The sequence below is a fragment of the Mycolicibacterium vinylchloridicum genome (assembly GCF_013404075.1).
Lineage (GTDB): Bacteria > Actinomycetota > Actinomycetes > Mycobacteriales > Mycobacteriaceae > Mycobacterium > Mycobacterium vinylchloridicum.
On the sequence record NZ_JACBJQ010000008.1, the window covers coordinates 1 to 20,381 of the forward strand.

Annotated in this window: 21 protein-coding genes and 1 pseudogene; 11 read left to right on the forward strand and 11 right to left on the reverse strand. The window is 69.3% G+C overall.

The annotated features are described in order from the left end of the window. The 3 genes and pseudogenes from HPC46_RS08965 to HPC46_RS08975 all read right to left on the reverse strand — a co-directional run. Nucleotides 1-264: pseudogene (locus HPC46_RS08965) on the reverse strand (APA family fibronectin-binding glycoprotein); the annotation flags it as partial. 65 nt (nucleotides 265-329) lie between these two features. Further along, nucleotides 330-1,436, reverse strand: coding sequence for a sulfate/molybdate ABC transporter ATP-binding protein (locus tag HPC46_RS08970; protein WP_179468921.1), 1,107 nt, complete (start codon nucleotides 1,434-1,436; stop codon nucleotides 330-332). Further along, complete coding sequence (locus HPC46_RS08975) at nucleotides 1,429-2,244, reverse strand: ABC transporter permease (protein WP_179468923.1); 816 nt, start codon at nucleotides 2,242-2,244, stop codon at nucleotides 1,429-1,431. Before HPC46_RS08975 ends, HPC46_RS08970 begins: the two co-directional genes overlap by 8 nt. Nucleotides 2,245-2,384: 140 nt before the next feature. Between HPC46_RS08975 and HPC46_RS08980 the strand changes: the two genes are divergently transcribed. The 4 genes from HPC46_RS08980 (at nucleotide 2,385) to HPC46_RS08995 (ending at nucleotide 6,568) form a co-directional block, all read left to right on the forward strand. Then, nucleotides 2,385-3,056 (forward strand): SDR family oxidoreductase, encoded by a 672-nt coding sequence (locus HPC46_RS08980; RefSeq protein WP_179468925.1) that lies wholly within the window; start codon nucleotides 2,385-2,387, stop codon nucleotides 3,054-3,056. Nucleotides 3,057-3,293: 237 nt separating this feature from the next. Next, nucleotides 3,294-4,664: a type II NADH:quinone oxidoreductase Ndh gene (locus tag HPC46_RS08985; RefSeq protein ID WP_179468927.1), complete on the forward strand. Its 1,371-nt coding sequence runs from the start codon at nucleotides 3,294-3,296 to the stop codon at nucleotides 4,662-4,664. 112 nt (nucleotides 4,665-4,776) lie between these two features. Beyond that, complete coding sequence (locus HPC46_RS08990) at nucleotides 4,777-5,142, forward strand: heme-binding protein (RefSeq protein ID WP_179468929.1); 366 nt, start codon at nucleotides 4,777-4,779, stop codon at nucleotides 5,140-5,142. Between the two features lie 112 nt (nucleotides 5,143-5,254). Next, nucleotides 5,255-6,568, forward strand: a complete 1,314-nt coding sequence (locus tag HPC46_RS08995) for a sensor histidine kinase (protein WP_179469214.1) — start codon at nucleotides 5,255-5,257, stop codon at nucleotides 6,566-6,568. Here the strand turns inward: HPC46_RS08995 and HPC46_RS09000 are convergent. The 8 genes from HPC46_RS09000 to HPC46_RS09035 all read right to left on the reverse strand — a co-directional run bounded on the left by HPC46_RS09000 (nucleotide 6,565) and on the right by HPC46_RS09035 (nucleotide 12,263). Next, the gene (locus tag HPC46_RS09000) at nucleotides 6,565-7,191 is read right to left on the reverse strand and encodes an urease accessory protein UreD (RefSeq protein ID WP_179468931.1); all 627 of its coding nucleotides are present in this window, start codon (nucleotides 7,189-7,191) and stop codon (nucleotides 6,565-6,567) included. The genes HPC46_RS08995 and HPC46_RS09000 overlap by 4 nt on opposite strands. A gap of 3 nt (nucleotides 7,192-7,194) precedes the next feature. Further along, complete coding sequence (gene ureG, locus HPC46_RS09005) at nucleotides 7,195-7,875, reverse strand: urease accessory protein UreG (protein ID WP_179468933.1); 681 nt, start codon at nucleotides 7,873-7,875, stop codon at nucleotides 7,195-7,197. 10 nt (nucleotides 7,876-7,885) lie between these two features. Next, nucleotides 7,886-8,533, reverse strand: coding sequence for an urease accessory protein UreF (locus HPC46_RS09010; protein ID WP_179468935.1), 648 nt, complete (start codon nucleotides 8,531-8,533; stop codon nucleotides 7,886-7,888). Continuing rightward, on the reverse strand, nucleotides 8,533-10,266 hold the full coding sequence (locus HPC46_RS09015) for an urease subunit alpha (protein WP_179468937.1): 1,734 nt from the start codon (nucleotides 10,264-10,266) through the stop codon (nucleotides 8,533-8,535). The genes HPC46_RS09010 and HPC46_RS09015 overlap by 1 nt, the downstream gene beginning before the upstream one ends. Nucleotide 10,267: 1 nt before the next feature. After that, nucleotides 10,268-10,579, reverse strand: coding sequence for an urease subunit beta (locus HPC46_RS09020; protein ID WP_179468939.1), 312 nt, complete (start codon nucleotides 10,577-10,579; stop codon nucleotides 10,268-10,270). Nucleotides 10,580-10,595: 16 nt separating this feature from the next. Continuing rightward, nucleotides 10,596-10,898, reverse strand: a complete 303-nt coding sequence (locus HPC46_RS09025; RefSeq protein WP_005149153.1) for an urease subunit gamma — start codon at nucleotides 10,896-10,898, stop codon at nucleotides 10,596-10,598. A 51-nt stretch (nucleotides 10,899-10,949) separates the two neighbouring features. Beyond that, entirely contained in the window at nucleotides 10,950-11,369 is a 420-nt protein-coding gene (locus tag HPC46_RS09030) for a PaaI family thioesterase (RefSeq protein ID WP_179468941.1), read from the reverse strand. A gap of 174 nt (nucleotides 11,370-11,543) precedes the next feature. Then, the gene (locus HPC46_RS09035) at nucleotides 11,544-12,263 is read right to left on the reverse strand and encodes an iron reductase (protein WP_179468943.1); all 720 of its coding nucleotides are present in this window, start codon (nucleotides 12,261-12,263) and stop codon (nucleotides 11,544-11,546) included. A gap of 241 nt (nucleotides 12,264-12,504) precedes the next feature. Between HPC46_RS09035 and HPC46_RS09040 the strand changes: the two genes are divergently transcribed. The 7 genes from HPC46_RS09040 to HPC46_RS09070 all read left to right on the forward strand — a co-directional run bounded on the left by HPC46_RS09040 (nucleotide 12,505) and on the right by HPC46_RS09070 (nucleotide 20,378). Beyond that, on the forward strand, nucleotides 12,505-12,921 hold the full coding sequence (locus tag HPC46_RS09040; RefSeq protein WP_179468945.1) for a BlaI/MecI/CopY family transcriptional regulator: 417 nt from the start codon (nucleotides 12,505-12,507) through the stop codon (nucleotides 12,919-12,921). Between the two features lie 14 nt (nucleotides 12,922-12,935). After that, on the forward strand, nucleotides 12,936-13,862 hold the full coding sequence (locus HPC46_RS09045) for a M56 family metallopeptidase (protein WP_179468947.1): 927 nt from the start codon (nucleotides 12,936-12,938) through the stop codon (nucleotides 13,860-13,862). Nucleotides 13,863-13,923: 61 nt separating this feature from the next. Further along, nucleotides 13,924-15,378 carry an NADP-dependent phosphogluconate dehydrogenase gene (gndA, locus tag HPC46_RS09050; RefSeq protein WP_179468949.1) on the forward strand — a complete coding sequence of 485 codons (1,455 nt, stop codon included), beginning with the start codon at nucleotides 13,924-13,926 and terminating at the stop codon, nucleotides 15,376-15,378. A gap of 18 nt (nucleotides 15,379-15,396) precedes the next feature. Then, entirely contained in the window at nucleotides 15,397-16,833 is a 1,437-nt protein-coding gene (locus tag HPC46_RS09055; RefSeq protein WP_179468951.1) for a GuaB1 family IMP dehydrogenase-related protein, read from the forward strand. A gap of 212 nt (nucleotides 16,834-17,045) precedes the next feature. Then, entirely contained in the window at nucleotides 17,046-18,407 is a 1,362-nt protein-coding gene (locus HPC46_RS09060) for a hemolysin family protein (protein WP_179468953.1), read from the forward strand. Continuing rightward, a complete protein-coding gene (locus tag HPC46_RS09065; RefSeq protein ID WP_179468955.1) occupies nucleotides 18,407-19,462 on the forward strand; it encodes a hemolysin family protein in 1,056 nt (351 codons plus the stop codon). The genes HPC46_RS09060 and HPC46_RS09065 overlap by 1 nt, the downstream gene beginning before the upstream one ends. Beyond that, a complete protein-coding gene (locus tag HPC46_RS09070) occupies nucleotides 19,455-20,378 on the forward strand; it encodes a 3-methyladenine DNA glycosylase (RefSeq protein WP_179468957.1) in 924 nt (307 codons plus the stop codon). Before HPC46_RS09065 ends, HPC46_RS09070 begins: the two co-directional genes overlap by 8 nt. The last annotated feature ends 3 nt before the right edge of the window (nucleotides 20,379-20,381 follow it).

Consider the following 20,381-nt stretch of genomic DNA (forward strand, 5'->3'; position numbering starts at 1 on the left):
GTTCGGGACGCGACCCGGCTCCATCGGTGGCGGGGCGTTCGGGTCGACCGGCGGTGGCGGTGGGGCGTTCGGGTCGACCGGCGGTGGTGGCGGGACCTCGGTGGCCGGCGGAGCGGCGGCCGTCGTGGGTGTCGGGGTCGCGGGATCAGCGAGAGCCGACGTCGACGGCAACGCGATCGTGACGGCGCTGGCGGCGGTCATTGCGGTCACCGCAAACGCCGTCCACCGGCCCAGGCGTCGCGAAATCGGGTCCGATTGCGTCATGCGGTTGAACCTACCGTGTTACAGCCGTGACGCAAGTGTGGCCTGCTCAGGATGTGGCTTGAAGGTCAGGTTCCCAGCGAACTCACAGCGGAGCGGGCCGCCGCATGCAAGGCGACCTCCTGCGCCTTGATCGTGAACCACACCGCGTCCCCGGCGGCCAGCCGCAGCCCGGCCGCCGACTCCGCGGTGATGTCGGCGGCCAGTCCGGGCGCACCGTCGGATTGCTCGACGGCGCGCACCCACACTCGCGCGCCGTCGGCGTCCAGCTCCGCGACGCGGACCTCGACGCTGTTGCGCGGGCTGCCGTGCGGCAGGTCGCGGTACACCGCGACTGCCGCAGGCGAGAACACCGCGACCAGATCGCCGCCCGCGATCCCCTCGCTGTCCTGCCTGCCGTGCCACAGCATGCCGTCGGCGGCCCGCAGGCTGTCCGGCCCGGCCCGAGCCCCGCGCACCACGTTCACGCCCGCGACGCGGGCGCCGAACATGCTGCGCGGCGCGGCCAGCACGTCGCTGACCGGCCCGATCTCCGCCACGCCGCCGTCCTCGAGCACCATCACCCGGTCGGCCAGCGTCAACACGTCGAGCAGGTCATGGGTGACCAGCACCGTCGAGCGGCCCCCGGCAGCAGACACCCGCCGCAGCAACGCCCGTACCGAGGCGGCCACCGCTACGTCGAGGCCGGCCAGCGGCTCGTCGAGCAGCAACACCTCCGGCTCGGCGGCCAGCGCCCGCGCGATCGCCACGCGCTGCGCCTGCCCACCCGACAGCTGGCCGGGCTTGCGCCCGGCCAGGTCGGCCAGGCCAACCTCGGCCAACCAGCCCGCGGCGCCGGCCCGCGCCGCGGCGCGGCCCGCCCCGCGACTGCGCGGGGCGAACTCGACGTTGGCCTGCACGCTCAGGTGCGGGAACAGCAGCGGGTCCTGCATCAGCAGGCCGACCCGGCGGTCGTGGGTGGCCACCTGCCGGCCCGCCGCGGTGTCGGTCAGGGCGCGCCCGCCGAGACGTACCAGGCCGGTGTCGGGTGCCAGCAGCCCAGCGACGACGTGCAGCGTGGTGGACTTTCCGGCGCCGTTGGGACCGAGGATCGCCAGCACTTCCCCGGCGGCGACCTCGAACGCCACCTCGAAGCCGCGCTCGGCCACCGCGGCGGAGAACTCAAGCTCAGCCATCGGGATTCCATCCCGACAACCGCCGCACGCCGAGCCCGAGCACGACGATCGCGGCGACCACGACCAGCAGGATCGACAGCGCCACGGCGGCGTCGGGGTCGCTCTCGCGCTGCAGGTAGATCTCCAGTGGCAGCGTTCTGGTGACGCCCTGCCGCGAACCCGCGAAGGTCAGCGTCGCCCCGAACTCCCCCAGCGACCGCGCGAAGGCCAGCACCGATCCCGACACCAGGCCGGGCGCCAGCAGCGGCAGTGTCACCCGCCACCACACGGTTGCCGGCCTGGCCCCCAGCGTCGCCGCCACGATCTCGTAATCGGCCCCTGCGGTGCGGGCCGCACCTTCCAGGGCGATCACCAGGAACGGCAGCGAGACGAACGTCTGCGCCAGCACCACCGCGGCCGTGGTGAACGCGATGCTGATCCCGGCGGCCTCCAGGTAGCTCCCGAGCAGGCCCAGCCGGCCGAATGCGTACAGCAAGGCGATCCCGCCGACGACCGGCGGTAACACCAGCGGCAACAGGATCAGCGGCCGCAGCGCCCGCACGATCCGCCCATCGGTGCGGGCCAGGACCAGCGCCATCGGCACGCCGAGGATCAGGCAGAGGGCCGTGCTGGCGGCGGCGGTGCGCAGACTCAGCAGCAGCGCGGCCTGCGATGCATCACTGGAGATCAGCGACCAGAAGTTGGTCCAGTCGACCTTGATGGCCATCGCCACCAACGGCAGCACCACGAACGCCGCGCCGAGCACGGCCGGCAGGTAGACCCAGCGCGGCAGCGGCGGCTGCGTACGGTGTGCCGCGCTGCGCTTCACCCGTCACACCCTAGGGCGAAGCGACACGCCGTGTCCGTATCGTGTCGCCGCGGCATTGGCCGAATTAGCTACCGTCCAGTAACATTTCTGACCAATCGACACCACCGCGCTCGAAGGCGTGCACGAGGAGGTCAAAGACGATGGACGTGCTGGTCACTGGCGCTGACACCGAACTAGGTCGCACAATCGCGGAGGGTTTCCGCGACGCCGGCCACAAGGTTGTCATCAGCGGCGCCCGCCGCGACGACCTCGAGGTGGCCGCCAAGGAACTCGATGTCGACGCCATCGTGTGCGACACCACCGACCCGGAGGCACTCGCCGAGGCGCGCACCCTCTTCCCGCACCATCTGGACACCATCGTCCACGTCCCCGCCCCGGCCTGGGTCGGCGGAGATCCCCGCACCTACACGCTGGCCGACACCGCCAGGGCGTGGCGCACCGCGCTCGACGCGACGGTCCTCTCGGCGGTGCTGCTGGTGCAGAACATCGGTGACCACCTGCGCTCCGGCGGCTCTATCGTGACCGTCGTGCCGGACAACCCGCGCGACGGCGGCGCCGACGCCGCGGTCAAGGCTGCGGTGTCGAATTGGACTGCGGGACAAGCGGATTACTTTGGAACCCGCGGTATCACCGTCAACACGGTGGCCTGCGGCCGCAGCGCGGAGCCGTCCTATGACGGGTTGTCGACCACCCCGCCGTCGGTGGCCGCCGAGATCGCCCGGCTGTCGCTGTTCCTGACCACGCCGGCCGCCCGGCACATCACCGGCCAGACCGTGCACGTCGGCCGGGGTGCGCTGGCCAACTTCGGCTGACCAGGCATTCACCTGACGTTCGCCGGCGGGGGCTAACGTCGCTTCCGTGACGATCCGCCTCGCCGTTCAGATCCCCGCCTTCTCCTACGGCACCGGCCTGTCCGTCGACGGCTACCGCCCGGCCCGGTAGCCACCGCGGGTGGTAGATATCACCTGATCTGCCCGGGTACCGGCGCGAAGTCTGTTGCCGGGGCGACTACCGTAGTACCTGTCCTGTGCATGTTTTGAGGAGCAGAAATGACCCACCCCGGTGCAACTCCATCGGATAAGCACAAGGTCGTCATCATCGGTTCGGGGTTCGGCGGCCTGAATGCCGCGCAGAAGCTCAAGCGAGCCGACGTCGACATCAAGCTGATCGCCAAGACCACCCACCATCTGTTCCAGCCGCTGCTGTACCAGGTGGCGACGGGCATCATCTCCGAGGGCGAGATCGCCCCGCCCACCCGCGTGATCCTGCGCAAGCAGGAGAACTGCCAGGTGCTGCTGGGTGAGGTCACCAATATCGACCTCGAGCACAAGACGGTCGACTCGATCCTGCTGGGCCACACCTACCGGACTCCGTACGACACCCTGATCGTCGCTGCCGGTGCCGGGCAGTCGTACTTCGGCAACGACCAGTTCGCCGAGTGGGCACCCGGCATGAAGACCATCGACGACGCGCTCGAGCTGCGCGGCCGGATCCTCGGCGCCTTCGAGCAGGCCGAGCGGTCCAGCGACCCGGTGCGCCGCGAGAAGCTGCTGACCTTCGTCGTGGTCGGCGCGGGCCCGACCGGTGTCGAGATGGCCGGGCAGATCGCCGAGCTCGCCGACCACACCCTGCGGGGCGCATTCCGTCACATCGACTCCACCCGGGCGCGGGTGATCCTGCTGGACGCCGCTCCCGCGGTGCTGCCGCCGATGGGCGAGAAGCTCGGCAAGAAGGCCCAGGACCGGCTCGAGAAACTCGGCGTCGAGATCCAGCTCGGCGCGATGGTCACCGACGTCGACCGCAACGGGATCAGCGTCAAGCGCGGCGACGGCACCACCGACCGGATCGAATGCGCCACCAAGGTGTGGTCGGCCGGTGTGTCGGCCAGCCCGCTGGGCAAGATCATCGCCGACCAGTCCGAGGCCGAGATCGACCGGGCCGGTCGGGTCAAGGTCGGACCTGACCTGTCGGTCCCGGGCCACCCGAATGTGTTCGTGGTCGGCGACATGGCGTTCGTCGACGGCGTTCCCGGTATGGCGCAGGGCGCCATCCAGGGTGCCAAGTACGTGGCGAACCTGGTCAAGTCGGAGCTCAAGGGCGCCGATCCGGCCGCCCGCGCGCCCTTCTCCTACTTCGACAAGGGATCGATGGCGACCGTGTCGCGGTTCAGCGCGGTGGCCAAGATCGGCAAGATCGAGTTCGCCGGATTCTTCGCGTGGCTGGCGTGGCTGTTCCTGCACCTGGTCTACCTCGTCGGGTTCAAGACCAAGATCGCGACGATGCTGTCCTGGACCACGACTTTCCTGGGCCGCGGCCGCAGCCAGCTGACGATCACCGAGCAGCAGGCCTACGCGCGCACCAGGATTGAGCAACTCGAGGAAATTGCCGCGACTGTCGAGGACGAGAAAGCCGCCAGCTGACTCCGGCGCTATGCAACTGGCAATTGGCCGTGAGCGGGCGTGAAATCACCGTGTTCACCCACTCGCTGCCCTAGCATGATCGGCGACGACAGTCTCAATACGAGGGGGCCCGATGACATTCGATCGTTCCGTGCGACGCGCAGCTGCGGCAGCGCTGGGCGCAGGTGCGGTGTTGCTCAGTGTGGCGGGACCCGCTGCTGCCGACCCGCCGCCCAACTGCACCACCGCGGACATGACCGGGATCATGTCCGGCGTGTCGGCGGCGATGTCGAGCTATCTGTTCACCCATCCGGACGTCAACGCGTTCTTCACCGGCCTGCAGGGCCTGCCCAAGGCTCAGGTGCAGACCCAGACGCAGCAGTATCTGGACGCCAACCCGGATGTCCGCGCCGACCTGGATGGCATCCGCCAGCCGTCGACCGATTTCCGTGCGCGCTGCGGCCTGATCCAGCGTCCGCTCGCTCCGGGCGTCGTCTAACCGCCACCCGGCGTGGCCCGGCGCCGTTGGCGCGGCGCCCCCTAAGGTTGTCGGCGTGGTCGTGAAGCCCGACGAGATCGTCTACCGCGTGCTGCAACGGCTGCCGACGCGCATGCTGTCGCTGCGCACGATCGTCATCGTCGCGGCCTTGTCCGTGGTGATCCTGGTGCTGACGCTGGGCACCTGGGTGTGGGTCGGCGTCACCCATGACCAGTACAGCCAGCTGGACCGGCGTCTCGATTCAGTCAGCAGCCTCGGTGATGTCAGCTCGCTGCTGACCACCGCCGGGCCCGGCGGGGTCGGGACGCCCACGCCCGACGGCAATCTGGTGCGCACGATCCGGGTCGGGGCGATGGCGATGTCGGTGCCCCCCGAGGTGGTGCTGCCCGCCCTGGGCGACGGTTATGCCAACACCACGATCGACGGCGTCGAGTACCGGGTGCGCACGTTCTCGGTCGGCGGGGCCACGATCGCGCTGGGCGCGCCGCTGGCCGAGACCCAGCGCCGGATTGCCGAACTGCACCTGCGGGTGCTGCTGATCTGCGCCGGCGTGATCGCGGGAACCGTGCTGGTCGGGTGGCTGATCTCGCTGATCATGATCAACCCGTTCCGGCTGCTGGCTCAGCAGGCCCGCGCGATCAATGCCCAGTCCAACCCCGACGAGGTACAGGTCCGCGGCGTCAAGGAGGCGGTGGAGATCGCCGAGGCCGTCGAAGGCATGCTGGCCCGCATCGGCGACGAACAGGCCCGCACCAAGGCCGCCCTCGAGTCGGCCCGCGACTTCGCCGCCGTCGCCTCGCACGAGCTCCGCACCCCGTTGACCGCCATGCGCACCAACCTCGAAGTGCTGTCCACCCTGGATCTCGCGCCCGAACAGCGCACCGAGGTGATCGGTGACGTCATCCGCACGCAGAGCCGCATCGAGGCCACGCTGACCGCGCTGGAGCGACTGGCCCAGGGCGAGCTGACGACCGCCGACGACTTCGTGCCGTTCGACGTCGCCGAGCTGCTCGACCGGGCCGCACACGACGCCGAACGCATCTACCGCGACCTCAAGGTCTCGCTGGTGCCCTCGCCCGCGGTGCTGATGGTCGGCCTGCCGGTCGGGCTGCGGCTGGTGATCGACAATGCGATCGCCAACGCGGTCAAGCACGGTGCCGCCACCGAGGTTCAGCTGTCGGTGACCAGTTCCGCCGACGGGGTCCAGATCACCGTCGACGACAACGGCAGCGGGGTGCCCGAAGAGGAGCGTGCCGCAGTGTTCGAACGCTTCTCCCGCGGCTCCACCGCGTCACGATCCGGGTCGGGCCTTGGCCTGGCGCTGGTCGCTCAGCAGGCCGAATTGCACGGCGGCACAGCCTCGTTGTGCGCCAGCCCGCTCGGCGGTGCCCGGCTGGTGCTCAACCTTGCCGGTCCGCACGACTAGAGCCGGGCGCCCTGCCAGGTCGAGATGCTGCCGCCGGCGGCCAGCGCCAGCGTGAGGCCCGCGGCGTCCTCGGCGGGCTCGGGGTAACGCAGCTCGCTGACGCAGGCCAGCGGAGTGCCCAGTGCATCGTCGGCCACCGAACCCGGTCCCAGCTCCATCCGGTGCCGCAGCAGCGGTGTGCCGGCGATGTCGGCGTGCATGGCGCCACTCCAAAACCCCTCGCGCTCACCGGTTCTGCCGATCTGTACCCGCTCCCGGATCCGCAGCCTGCTGCCGGCGGTCGCCCATACCGTCAGCTCGGTCAGGTGGCAGGCGTCGCCGGCAACGACGGTTGGCTCGGGATCGATGTCGAGCTCGCCGGCGGCCTCGACGTGCCAGCACGCCCGCGATCGTGTGGTCGCCGGGCCGGGCAGCGCGACGGTGGCGGCCGCACTCCGAAGCCGCAGTCGCGCACCCGGTTCCACGATCAACCGGATCGCGATGGTGTCGCCGCCCAGTGGTGTGGCGGCCGCCGACACCAGGTGCACGGTATCGGGCTCGGTGTGCCGCGCCGCCAGACCGCCCCGGCACTCGATGCGCGGCAGCCGCCCGGGCTGGGCCACCACGAGGACGTCGGAGTGCATCGGTCAGGCGGGCTGGTTGACGCGCAGCTGTTCGCGCACCCAGGACAGCACCGGGAATGCGGCCGGATCCTCGGTCAGCGAGATCAGCACAGTCGGCCGGCCCTCGCGCACCTTGGCGGCGTCGCGTCGCATCACGTCCAGGTCGGCACCGACGAGCGGCGCCAGGTCGGTCTTGTTGACCACCAGCAGGTCCGAGAACGTCACGCCGGGGCCGCCCTTGCGTGGCACCTTGTCGCCGCCGGCCACGTCGATGACGAAGATCTGCACGTCGACCAGGCCGGAGGAGAACGTCGCGGTCAGGTTGTCCCCGCCGGACTCCACCAGGATGAGATCCAGATCGTCGTGGCCGGCGACGAGGTCGTCGATCGCGTCGAGGTTTGCGGTGATGTCGTCGCGGATCGCGGTGTGCGGGCAGCCGCCGGTCTGCACGGCCGCGATCCGGTCGTCGGGCAGAACCGCATGCCTGCGCAGGAAGTCGGCGTCTTCGGTGGTGTAGATGTCGTTGGTCAGCACCGCCAGCGACAGCTCGTCGCGCAATTGGCGGCACAGCGCGGCCACCAGTGCGGTCTTGCCCGAACCGACCGGGCCGCCGATCCCGATCCGCAGCGGCTCCCCCGGCTGGCGGGTGCGCTTGGGCCGGTCCTGATGCGCGTGCGGTTGACCGTCAATGAAATGTGGAGGCATACAAGTACTTTCAGGAGACGAACAGGGGACGTTCTCGCTGCACGTGGCGCTGGGCCAACTCATCGAGCAGTGGGTCGGATAGGTCGGCGAGCCCCGCGGCGGCACGCTGCGCGGTCTGTTCGCACAGCTGCGCCAGCTCGAACGTGAGCGCCGCGACGTCGGCGGGATCCAGCGCCAGCAGCCGCTGCGCGGCGGTCGCGGTGCCGGTCATCGTCGTGTAGACGATCGACAGCGTGGTCTGCTCGGGTGTCAGCCCGCCGGCCACGCCGACCCGGCCGGCGGTCACGGCCAGGTGCGGGCGGGGGCCGAGGGAGTCCCAGGCCCATTCCTGTTCCGTGTCCGGCCAGACGCGGCGGGCCAACCGCAGCAGCCCGCGGCCCTGCGCGCGGGAGGCGAGCCGCGCCGCCGGTGCCGGTGTGCGGGCATCGGTCTCGGCATCGGCGGCGGCCACCGTCAGATCGCCGCGGTGCACGGCCGCCGCGACGGATGCGGTCACCAGGCCGCTGGTCCGGATCCGGCGGCGCAGATAGGCCTCCAGCGTGGCGAGGTCGGTGACCAGGCGACTCGTGACCGCTTCCTCCACGCCGCCGGAGTGCACGTGTCCCCCGGTCGGCAACCGCGAGTCGGCCAGGATCAGCAGGGTGGACAGTGTCGCCATCAGAACAGGAAGTAGCGCTGAGCCATCGGCAGTTCGGTGGCGGGTTGTTCGGCCCAGACCTCCCCGTCGATGCGCACGGTGAAGGTATCGGCGTCGACCTCGATGCGGGGCTGGGCGTCGTTGAGCGGCATCTGCGCCTTGCCGATGGCGCGTACGTTGCCCACCGGTACCAGGCGGCGGTTGACCGCGATCCGGTCAGCCAGCCCGTCCTCGATGGCCTGCGGGGCGACGAAGTGCAGCGACGTGGCCGCCGCGGCGGCGGGTGCGGCCCCGAACATCGGGCGCGGCAGCACCGGCTGCGGGGTCGGGATCGACGCATTGGCGTCGCCCATCGCGGCCCAGGCGATCATGCCGCCCTTGACCACCGCGTGTGGACGCACCCCGAAGAACGCCGGCTCCCACAGCACCAGGTCGGCCAGCTTGCCCACCTCCACCGAACCGATCTCGTGGTCCAGGCCGTGCGCGACGGCCGGGCAGATCGTGTACTTGGCGATGTAGCGCCGCACCCGGTTGTTGTCGGAGCCATTGTTGCCCGCCGTGTCCCCTTCCAGCGCACCACGGCGGCGCTTCATCACGTGGGCGGTCTGCCAGGTACGCATCACCACCTCGCCGATGCGGCCCATGGCCTGCGCGTCGCTGCCGATCATCGAGATCGCCCCGATGTCGTGCAGCAGGTCCTCGGCGGCAATCGTCGACGGCCGGATCCGGCTCTCGGCGAACGCCAGATCCTCAGGGACGCTGGGGTTCAGGTGATGGCAGACCATCAGCATGTCGAGATGCTCGTCGAGGGTGTTGACGGTGTGCGGCCGGGTCGGGTTGGTCGAACTGGGCAGCACATTGGACTCGGCGGCGACCGTGATGATGTCCGGCGCGTGCCCGCCGCCTGCGCCTTCGGTGTGATACGCGTGGATGTTGCGGCCCTTGATCGCCGCGAGGGTGTTCTCGACGAAGCCCATCTCGTTGAGGGTGTCGGTGTGGATATTGACCTGCACCCCGGCGGCCTCGGACACCGTCAGGCAGGCGTCGATCGCCGCCGGCGTGGTCCCCCAGTCCTCGTGCAGCTTGAAACCTGCTGCGCCGGAACGCAACTGCTCCCACATCGCGTCGTGGCTGACGGTGTTGCCCTTCCCGAGCAGTGCGATGTTCAGCGGCCAGTGGTCGAGTGACTCCAGCATTCGGGCCAGATGCCAGGCGCCCGGCGTCACCGTGGTGGCCTTCGAACCTTCGGCGGGCCCGGTGCCGCCGGCGACGATGGTGGTGATGCCCCCACCGATGGCCTCTTCCATGATCTGCGGGCAGATCAGGTGGACGTGACAGTCGATGGCTCCGGCGGTGACGATGCGCCCGTTGCCGGCGATGATCTCCGTCGACGGGCCGACCACCAAGTCGGGGTGCACGCCCGACATGATGTCGGGGTTGCCCGCCTTTCCGATGCCGACGATACGCCCGTCGCGAATGCCGATGTCGGCCTTGATGATTCCCCAGTAGTCGATGATCACCGCGCCGGTGATCACGGTGTCGGGTGCACCGTCGGCACGGGTGGCCCGCCCTTGGCCCATCGACTCGCGCAGCACCTTGCCGCCGCCGAACACCGCCTCGTCACCGGCCAGGCCGGGGCCGCCGCTGCGATCCTCGGTGATCTCGATGATCAGGTCGGTGTCGGCCAGCCGGATCCGGTCGCCGGTGGTGGGGCCGAACAGTGCGGCGTAGCGGGCCCTGGACAGCTCGGTCATCTCAGTTGTCCAACTTTCCTGGCGGGTTCAGGCTCAGCCCGTGCACCTCACGCAAGCCACCGAGCGGTACCAGTCGAACCCGCTGCGCCACGCCGGGTTCGAAGCGCACCGCGGTGCCCGCGGGAATGTCGAACCGGTGCCCGGCCGCGGCTGTCCGGTCGAAGGACAGCGCCGCATTGGCCTGCGGCAGGTGTACGTGGCTGCCGACCTGGACGGGCCGGTCGCCGGTGTTCACGATCTCCAGTTCGATGCGCGGGACGCCCGGGTTGATCTCGATGTCGCCGGCGCCGAGGAAGACCTCTCCGGGAATCACGTTGTCCTCCAAAGGCTCACGGGATGGGGTGGTGGACGGTGACCAATTTGGTGCCGTCCGGGAAGGTGGCTTCGACCTGCACGTCGTGCAGCATCTCGGGCACGCCCTCCATCACGTCGTCGCGGGACAGCACCTCTCGTCCGCTGACCATCAGCTCGGCCACCGTGCGGCCGTCGCGCGCGCCCTCCAGGACGTGGTCGGTGACGATCGCCACCGTTTCGGGATAGTTGAGCTTCAGCCCGCGGGCCTGCCTTCGGCGGGCGAGGTCGGCGGCATAGGACAGCAGCAACCGGTCGGTTTCATGCGGTGTCAGTTGCATAGAGCGCGATCCTGCCATGGCGGGACGCGATCAGCAGGGCGGCGAGCGCCCTCAGGCCGGCGGCGGCTCCGGCTCGAGGTTCTGCAGGCGCACCTGGCCGCGCGCGACCAGCCGGTCCTTGTCGTCGCGAATGGTCACCAGCCACAGCTGCTGACGGCGGCCGCGGTGCACCGGTTCGGTGACCCCGTACACGGTGCCGCCGGAGATCGCCCGCAGGAAGTCGGTGTTGTTGTTGACGCCGACGACGTTGCCGCCGCCGTTGGCGGCCAGCCACACGAATGCCGATGTGCTGGCCATCGATTCGATCATCGAGCAGTACACGCCGCCGTGGACGATCCCCATCGGCTGCAGCAGCTTGGGCTGGACGTCCAGCTGTGCCTTGGCCCCGTCCGGGGTCAGTTCGGTGAACACCAGCCCGAGCTCGTTGTCGAACGGGGCGGAGAAAGCGATCGGTGACTGCTCTGGTTGCACGCATCTGTGTCTACACCAAGCAGGTCGGCGAAATGAGGGACGGGCCCCGCGGATGAAACGCGGGGCCCGTCCTCGGAATGGACCGGGGTGTCTCTGCAGCCCTCAGGACATCCGGCGCGGTCCGTTCGTCTGTGTTGCTACCACAATAGGCAAGGCTTACCTAACTTACAAGACCTACCCTGTTCGACGCAGCGCCCGAACCGGGAGCCCGAAGCCGCTGAGAGCGTCGAGCACCGCCTGGCCGCGCCGCATGCAGGTCACCTCGCCACTGCCGGTCAGCATCGGGACCTGGGTGGCGGTGATGACCACCGCCGAGCCGACCATCTGCCACATCGCCGCCAGCGACAGCGAGTTCCGACTGAGGTCGTGCAGGCATTCGAAAATCGGTTCCAGGGAGCGGTGGCAACGATGTGCCGTCCACGTCGCCAGCGCGGCCTCGTTGGGCAGCCGGACGACATCGGTCATCGCCGGATCGTCGGGCAGCACCCGCAGCGTCGGGTCCACGACCGCGGCCCAGTCGATCGTCCCCTCCGAGTCGACGTGCATCCACAGATTGCCCGGCCCGGTGTCCCAGACCCGGCCCTCGAGCACGAACAGGGTCACGACCCGGCCCAGAACGGCATGCGTGAACGTCGCCGCCAACTGCTGCGCCACGGCGCGGCGGTCGCCCAGCTCGCTGACCGAGGCCTCGAACATGGCGGCCAGCCGGCCCGTCGTCGTCACCGAATCCAGGGCCCACCAACGCCGCCGGGACACATCGGCCATGACCGCCACGCCATGCACCCGCGGTGACTCCGGGCTCAGCGCGCGCAAGCGGCCACTGGATTCGTGCAAGGGCAGAATCCGGCGGATGGTCATTCCTTCGATCAACGGGTCAACCACGGCTGTGGTCACGGCACCTCCTCGTTACAGTTAGGTGAGCCTAACCATAAGAGGCGGACCAAGGTTAGCATTGCCTAATGTGAATGCTGTCACAGTTGGTTCCCAGATTCGGCCGGTTGTCCTGCGGTTACCTCGCACCGGGACATCACCGGGAACTCCGCGGGCGCCGACCGGAGTTGATCGGGAAGGTTTAGGTACGACGCCCGGTAGTAACCGGGAGTACTCTTGTTTCACTGCTACGGAATGAACGGATATGGCCAAGTTGACTCGTCTCGGCGAACTTGAACGCGCGGTGATGGACCACTTGTGGGCCGCTGGTGAACCGTTGACGGTTCGTCAGGTCCACGAGGCGCTCTGTACCGAACGGGACCTGGCCTACACCACGGTGATGACGGTCCTGCAACGCCTCGCCCGCAAGAACCTGGTCTCCCAGATCCGCGACGACCGCGCACATCAGTACGCACCCGTGCACGGCCGCGACGAACTGGTCGCCGGTTTGATGGTGGACGCCCTGGATCAGGCGTCCGACTCCGGCAGCCGACAGGCGGCGCTGGTGCATTTCGTCGAGCGGGTGGGGGTCGACGAGGCGGACGCCTTGCGCCGCGCACTCGCGGAATTAGAATCCAGGAACCGTTCAACCTGGCCCGCTGGCGGCGCGCCCAGCGTCTGAGGGACACTGTCAGCGTGTCCGCGCTGGCCTTCACCTTCCTCGCCTTGATGCTGGTTGGTCCTGTGCCTGCACTGCTGGCGCGGGCCAGCTGGCCGATGCGTGCGCCGCGGGCCGCAATCGTGCTCTGGCAGTCGATCGCCGTGGCGGCCGTCCTGTCCGCTTTCAGTGCGGGCCTTGCGATTGCAAGCCGGCTGTTCGTCCCCGGCCCCGATGGACGGCCCACCGCGACGATCACCAGCGAGATCAAGGCTCTGGGCTGGCCGTTATGGCTGGCTTACGTCCTGGTATTCGCCATCACCCTGTTCATCGGTGCTCGCTTGTTGGTGGCGGTCGTGCAGGTCGCGGTGGCCACCCGCCGCCGCCGGGCGCACCACCGAATGGTGGTGGATCTGCTCGGCGACTGCCGGCACGGCATGAGTGGGCTGCGGGTACTCGACGTCGCCGAGCCGCTGGCCTACTGCCTGCCGGGTGTGCGCAGCCGCGTCGTGCTCAGCGAGGGCACGCTGGCGGCACTGAGTCACACCGAAGTGGCGGCGATCCTCAGCCACGAGCGCGCCCACCTGCGCGCCCGCCATGACCTGGTGCTCGAGGCGTTCATCGCCGTGCACACCGCCTTCCCCCGGTTCGTCCGAAGTGGCAGTGCACTGCACGCGGTGCAGCTGCTCGTCGAGATGCTCGCCGACGATGCGGCCGTGCGGACTGCCGGGCCCACTCCCCTGGCGCGCGCGCTGGTGGCGTGTGCCGCCGGGCGAACCCCCTCCGGTGCGCTGGCCGCCGGCGGCCCCACGACGGTGATCCGGGTGCGCCGGCTGTGCGGTCGGCCCAACAGTGTGTGGCTGTCGCTGGCGGCCTACACCGCCGCCGCCGCGGTGTTGGTGGTGCCCACCGTCGCCGTCGCGATGCCCTGGCTGACCGAGCTGCATCGGCTGTTCTTGTCCTGAGTCGCTGGACCTATGAAAGTTCCAGCACTACAACAAAATTCACACAACTGAAAGGCGCGATATGAGCTCACCGCAGACGGACGGCACTGCACAGATCGGTGTTACCGGATTGGCGGTGATGGGCTCCAACATCGCGCGGAACTTCGCCCACCACGGGTATACCGTCGCGCTGCACAACCGATCGGTCGCCAAGACCGACGCCCTGCTTGCCGAGCATGGCTCCGAAGGCAACTTCGTGCGCACCGAGACGATGGCCGAGTTCGCCGCCGCGCTGGAGCGGCCGCGGCGCGCGCTGATCATGGTGAAGGCCGGTGATCCCACCGACGCCGTCATCAACGAGCTCTGCGACGTGTTCGAACCGGGCGACATCATCATCGACGGCGGCAACGCGCTCTACACCGACACCATCCGTCGCGAGAAGGCCGTCCGTGAGCGCGGCCTGCACTTCGTCGGCGCCGGCATCTCCGGTGGAGAGGAAGGCGCGCTCAAGGGCCCGTCGATCATGCCGGGCGGCCCCGCCGAGTCCTACAAATCCCTGGGCCCGCTGCTCGAGGAGATCTCCGCGCACGTCGACGGCGTCCCCTGCTGCACCCACATCGGCCCGGACGGCGCCGGTCACTTCGTGAAGATGGTGCACAACGGCATCGAATACTCCGACATGCAGCTCATCGGCGAGGCCTACCAGCTGCTGCGCGACGGGCTCGGCAAGACCGCACCCGAGATCGCCGAGATCTTCGCGGAGTGGAACTCCGGCGATCTGGACAGCTACCTGATCGAGATCACCGCCGAGGTGCTGCGCCAGACCGACGCCAAGACCGGCAAGCCGCTGGTCGACGTCATCGTCGACGAGGCCGAGCAGAAGGGCACCGGCCGCTGGACGGTCAAGTCGGCGCTGGACCTCGGGGTGCCGGTGACCGGTATCGCCGAGGCGGTCTTCGCCCGCGCACTGTCTGGCTCGGTCCCCCAGCGCAAGGCCACCACCGGCCTGGCGTCCGGCGACCTGGGTGAACGGCCCACGGACGCAGCGCAATTCATCGACGACGTCAGCAAGGCGCTCTACGCGTCCAAGATCATCGCCTACGCGCAGGGTTTCAACCAGATCCAGGCCGGCAGCGCCGAGTACAACTGGGGTATCACTCTCGGTGACATGGCGACCATCTGGCGCGGCGGCTGCATCATCCGGGCCAAGTTCCTCAACCGGATCAAGGAGGCCTACGACGAGAACGCCGAGCTGGCCACGCTGATCGCCGCGCCGTACTTCCGCGACGCGGTCGAAGCGGGCATCGACAGCTGGCGCCGGGTCGTGGTGAAGGCCACCGAGCTGGGCATTCCGGTCCCCGGCTTCGCCTCGGCCCTGTCGTACTACGACGCGCTGCGCACCGAGCGGCTGCCCGCGGCACTGACCCAGGGTCTGCGGGACTTCTTCGGCGCGCACACCTACGGCCGGACCGACGCCGACCCGGCCGCCCGGTTCCACACCCTGTGGAGCGGTGACCGCACCGAGGTCGAGGCCTAACCGCACTAGGCTGGTCGTGTGCGCTTTCTCGACGGCCAGCAACCCCCGTACGACCTGACCTACGACGACGTCTTCGTCGTGCCCAACCGATCCGATGTCGCGTCCCGGTTCGATGTCGACCTGTCGACCTCCGACGGCACCGGCACGACGATCCCGGTCGTCGTGGCCAACATGACCGCGGTGGCCGGCCGGCGGATGGCCGAGACGGTTGCCCGCCGCGGCGGGATCGTCGTGCTGCCGCAGGACCTGCCGATCGACGCGGTCAAGCAGACCGTCGACTTCGTCAAGAGCCGTGACCTGGTGGCCGACACCCCGGTGGTGCTGGCACCTGACGACTCGGTCTCCGACGCCGTCGCGCTGATCCACAAGCGGGCGCACGGCGTGGCCGTGGTGGTGTTCGAGGGCCGGCCCATCGGGCTGGTCACCGAAGCCGCCACCGCAGGCGTCGACCGGTTCGCCCGGGTGCGCGACATCGCGGTCACCGACTTCATCACCGCGCCGGTACACACCGAACCCCGCCAGGTGTTCGAGATGCTCGAGCACGCCCCGATCGACGTGGCCGTGCTCACCGAGGCAGACGGCACCCTGGCCGGTGTGCTGAGCCGCCTCGGCGCGGTGCGCGCCGGCATCTACACCCCCGCCGTCGACTCCGCCGGCCGGCTGCGCATCGCCGCTGCGGTCGGCATCAACGGCGACGTCGCCGCCAAGGCGCAAGCGCTCGCCGAAGCCGGCGTCGACGTCCTGGTGGTCGACACCGCCCACGGCCACCAGGTCAAGATGCTCGACGCCATCAAGGCGGTGTCGTCACTGGATCTGGGGGTCCCGCTGGCGGCGGGCAACGTCGTCTCCGCCGAAGGTGCGCGCGACCTGATCGGGGCGGGAGCCTCGATCGTCAAGGTCGGGGTCGGCCCCGGGGCGATGTGCACTACCAGAATGATGACCGGCGTCGGCCGCCCCCAGTTCTCCGCGGTACTCGAATGCTCTTCGGCAGCAAGGGAACTCGGCGGTCACGTGTGGGCCGACGGCGGCGTGCGTCACCCCCGCGACGTCGCGCTGGCGTTGGCCGCCGGTGCCGCCAACGTGATGATCGGGTCGTGGTTCGCCGGCACCTACGAATCGCCCGGGGACCTGATGCTCGACCGGGACGGCCGGCCGTACAAGGAGAGCTACGGCATGGCCTCCAAGCGGGCGGTGGCCGCCCGCACCAGTGCCGACAGCGCGTTCGACCGGGCCCGCAAGGCGTTGTTCGAGGAGGGCATCTCGACATCGCGGATGGCGCTGGATCCCGACCGCGGCGGCGTCGAGGACCTGCTCGACCACATCACCTCCGGGGTTCGCAGCACCTGCACGTATGTGGGTGCGGCCACCATCGCCGAACTGCACGAGCAGGTCGTGCTCGGCGTGCAGTCCGCGGCCGGATTCGCTGAAGGGCACCCCCTGCCGACCGGCTGGTGAGCCGGATCGCGACGAGCGAGCCGCTAACATGGGGGTCTGTTCTGCCCCCAACGAGGAAGGGATCCCGTGCCGCAGGCACCCGTCGAGGCCACCGCGGATCGGGCTGCCTCCGATGTGCGACCGGCAGACGATTCCCCTGGAGACGAATCAGGGGCAGAACCTTCCACTAGTCAGCCGGGCATACGGCCCGGCGAGGAGAAGGTGCGAGCGCGGTGAGCGTCGTTTTCACCGTATTGAGCCTGCTGGCGATCGTCGTCCTGACGTTTGGGACGGCCCTGTTCGTGGCGGCCGAGTTCTCGCTGACGGCCCTGGAGCGCAGCACCGTCGACGCCAACGCGCGCACCGGCGACCGCAAGGACCACAACGTCGCGCGCGCCCACCGCACGCTCTCGTTCCAGCTGTCCGGCGCACAGCTCGGCATCTCGATCACGACCCTGGCCACCGGCTATCTCGCCGAGCCCGTGCTGGCGCGGCTGTTCGACCCGGTGCTGGAGTTCCTGCACATCCCGGACAGGGCCGCGACCGGGATCGCGCTGGCGCTGGCCATCCTGATCGCCACCTCGCTGTCGATGGTGTTCGGCGAGCTGGTGCCCAAGAACCTCGCGGTGGCACGCCCGGTGCCGACCGCACGGGCCACGGCGGGCTTCCAGCTGATGTTCTCCACCGTGATGACCCCGCTCATCAAGGCCACCAACGGCACCGCGAACTGGATCCTGCGCCGGATGGGCATCGAACCGGCCGAGGAACTGCGCTCGGCGCGCTCGCCGGAGGAACTCGGTGCGCTGGTCCGCAGTTCTGCCGAGCACGGCTCACTCGACGAAGCCACCGCGGCGCTGGTCAACCGCTCGCTGCAGTTCGGGTCGCGGATCGCTGAGGAGTTCATGACACCGCGCACCGAGATCGAAGCGCTCGAGTCCGACGACACGGTCAGCGATCTGGTGACGGCGTCGGCCAACACCGGCTTCTCCCGCTTCCCCATCGTCAACGGCGACCTCGACGAGACCATCGGCATCGTGCACGTCAAGCAGGTGTTCAGCGTGCCCGCCCCGCAGCGCTCGACCACCAAGCTGGTGTCGTTGGCGATCCCGGTGCCGACCGTGCCGGCCAGCCTGGACGGCGACGCGTTGATGTCCCAGCTGCGCGCCCACGGCTTGCAGACCGCGCTGGTGGTCGACGAATACGGCGGCACCGCGGGCATGGTCACCGTAGAGGACCTGATCGAGGAGATCGTCGGCGACGTCCGCGACGAACACGACGACTCCACCCCCGACTTCCAGAAGTCCGGCCTGGGCTGGCGGGTGTCGGGCCTGCTGCGCATCGACGAAGTGGCCGAGGCGACGGGTTTCCGCGCGCCCGAAGGCGAATACGAGACCATCGGCGGCCTGGTGCTGGAAAAGCTGGGCCACATCCCCGAGCCGGGTGAATCCGTGGAACTGTCGGCCTTCGACCCAGACGGTCCCTTCGACGATCCGGTCAACTGGCGTGCCACCGTCGTCGCGATGGACGGCAGGCGGATAGACCAGCTGGTGCTGACGCAGATCGTCCGGCCCGCTGACGGCGAGGGGGCGCGCTGATGGGTGCCGACTTCCTGGGTGTGCTGCTGACGATCGGGCTGCTGGCCGCCAATGCGTTCTTCGTCGGCTCGGAATTCGCGCTGATCTCGGCGCGCCGCGACCGGCTGGAAACCCTTGCCGAACAAGGCAAACGGAGCGCGGTCACGGTGCTACGAGCGGGCGAGCAGCTCTCACTCATGCTGGCCGGTGCCCAGCTGGGCATCACAGTGTGCTCGATCCTGCTCGGTCGGGTCGGCGAGCCGGCCGTGGCCCACCTGCTGGAGAAACCCTTCGATCTGGTCGGGGTGCCCGACGCGGTGCTGCACACGGTGTCGTTCGTGGTGGCGCTGGCCGTAGTGGTGACCCTGCACGTGCTGCTCGGTGAGATGGTGCCCAAGAACATCGCCATCGCCGGCCCGGAGAAGACCGCCATGCTGGTGATCCCGGTCTACCTGGTGTACGTCCGGTTCGCCCGGCCGTTCATCGCGTTCTACAACTGGGCGGCCAACACCACGCTGCGTGCGTTCGGGATCGAAGCCAAGGACGAACTCGACGTCACCGTGTCCACGGTGGAACTGGCCGAGATGATCGCCGAATCCCGCTCCGAAGGCCTGCTGGATCCCGAAGAACACATGCGCTTGACCCGCGCGCTGCAGATCCGCAACCGGGTCGTCAACGATGTCGCGGTCCCGCTCAGCGAAATCCACGCGATCCCGGTCGCCCGGCCCGGTTGTGGGCCCACGGTCAGCGCCGTCGAGCAGGCGCTGCGTGAGACGGGCTACTCCCGGTTTCCTGTCGACGGCGGCGACGGCACCCTGATCGGCTACCTGCACATCAAGGACGTGCTCAGCCAGATCGACGGTCCGGATTCGGTGCTCGACCTGTCGGTGGTGCGCCACCTGCCCCGGGTGCCCGCCGACATGCCGCTGCCCGACGCCCTGTCACAGCTGCGCCGCGACAACAGCCACTTGGCGCTGGTGACCGACCCCGGTGAAACCGTCATCGCGATGGTTGCGCTCGAGGATCTGGTGGAGGACCTCATCGGCACTGTGCGCGACGGGATGCACCGTGCCTGACGTGCTGCCCGAAGCCGTATGGACAGGGCGGGCGGCAGCACACCGGGCCAGGGTCGAGGCTTTCACCGGCCCGCACGCCCATCGGGCCGGTCGTGGCGAAGCTCACCCGGTGTGGGATTTCCTGTTCACCTACTACAGCCTGCGCCCGCGCCAGCTGAAGGTGTGGCATCCCGGCTTCGGCACCACGCTGGCCGGGCCGGCCGCCACCGAGTACCTCGGTCGCGCCGGCTACGCGCCGAATCCGGACGGCGTCGCCGTCAGCGCCGAGTTCCTGCGCTCGCGGCTGCCCACGGTCGGCTTCGTCGCAGACCTGCTGGCTGCCACCCGGGACCGCGCGCCGCAGTTCGGCTGCTTCGGCATGCACGAATGGGCGATGGTCTATCGCACCGACGCCGTGCGCCACGGCCGGGTGCCGCTGCGGCTGGGCGCGGCAGGCACCGATGCCGTGGTCGAGTCGATGCCGTTGCGCTGCACGCACTTTGACGCGTACCGGTTCTTCACCGCGGCCGCCGCACCCCGCAACCGCGGCGTCCCGACGCGCTCTGACCAGCGTGACTGGGAGCAGCCGGGCTGCCTGCACGCCAATATGGATCTCTACAAGTGGTGCTACAAGCTCGGCCCGCTGCTCGACTCGCAGCTGCTGGTGGATTGCCTGGAACTGGCGGCGCAGGCCCGCGAACTCGATATGCGCGCCAGCCCCTACGACTTGACGCACCTGGGGTTTGAGCCGATCACCGTCGAGGAACCCGGCGGACGCGCGGAATATGCGCGGTGCCAGGGCGTTATCGCCGAGCGTGCGGCACCGTTGCGTGCAGCGTTGCTGGCGTGGTGTGAGCGGCTACTGCCCGGCACGGTGGCCAATGCCGCCTACGACACTGTGTCGGAGAGGGCCCTACCTGCGGGTAATATGAATTGATTT

What these genes read in the sequence shown, in the direction of transcription:
- HPC46_RS08995 (WP_179469214.1), top strand. Translation starts at nt 5,255, where the DNA reads ATGCTGTCGCTGCGCACGATCGTCATCGTCGCGGCCTTGTCCGTGGTG.
- HPC46_RS09025 (WP_005149153.1), bottom strand. Translation starts at nt 10,898, where the DNA reads ATGCAACTGACACCGCATGAAACCGACCGGTTGCTGCTGTCCTATGCC.
- HPC46_RS09040 (WP_179468945.1), top strand. Translation starts at nt 12,505, where the DNA reads ATGGCCAAGTTGACTCGTCTCGGCGAACTTGAACGCGCGGTGATGGAC.
- HPC46_RS09000 (WP_179468931.1), bottom strand. Translation starts at nt 7,191, where the DNA reads ATGCACTCCGACGTCCTCGTGGTGGCCCAGCCCGGGCGGCTGCCGCGC.
- HPC46_RS09010 (WP_179468935.1), bottom strand. Translation starts at nt 8,533, where the DNA reads ATGGCGACACTGTCCACCCTGCTGATCCTGGCCGACTCGCGGTTGCCG.
- HPC46_RS08990 (WP_179468929.1), top strand. Translation starts at nt 4,777, where the DNA reads ATGACATTCGATCGTTCCGTGCGACGCGCAGCTGCGGCAGCGCTGGGC.
- ureG (WP_179468933.1), bottom strand. Translation starts at nt 7,875, where the DNA reads ATGCCTCCACATTTCATTGACGGTCAACCGCACGCGCATCAGGACCGG.
- HPC46_RS08980 (WP_179468925.1), top strand. Translation starts at nt 2,385, where the DNA reads ATGGACGTGCTGGTCACTGGCGCTGACACCGAACTAGGTCGCACAATC.
- HPC46_RS09015 (WP_179468937.1), bottom strand. Translation starts at nt 10,266, where the DNA reads ATGACCGAGCTGTCCAGGGCCCGCTACGCCGCACTGTTCGGCCCCACC.
- gndA (WP_179468949.1), top strand. Translation starts at nt 13,924, where the DNA reads ATGAGCTCACCGCAGACGGACGGCACTGCACAGATCGGTGTTACCGGA.
- HPC46_RS09065 (WP_179468955.1), top strand. Translation starts at nt 18,407, where the DNA reads ATGGGTGCCGACTTCCTGGGTGTGCTGCTGACGATCGGGCTGCTGGCC.
- HPC46_RS08970 (WP_179468921.1), bottom strand. Translation starts at nt 1,436, where the DNA reads ATGGCTGAGCTTGAGTTCTCCGCCGCGGTGGCCGAGCGCGGCTTCGAG.
- HPC46_RS08985 (WP_179468927.1), top strand. Translation starts at nt 3,294, where the DNA reads ATGACCCACCCCGGTGCAACTCCATCGGATAAGCACAAGGTCGTCATC.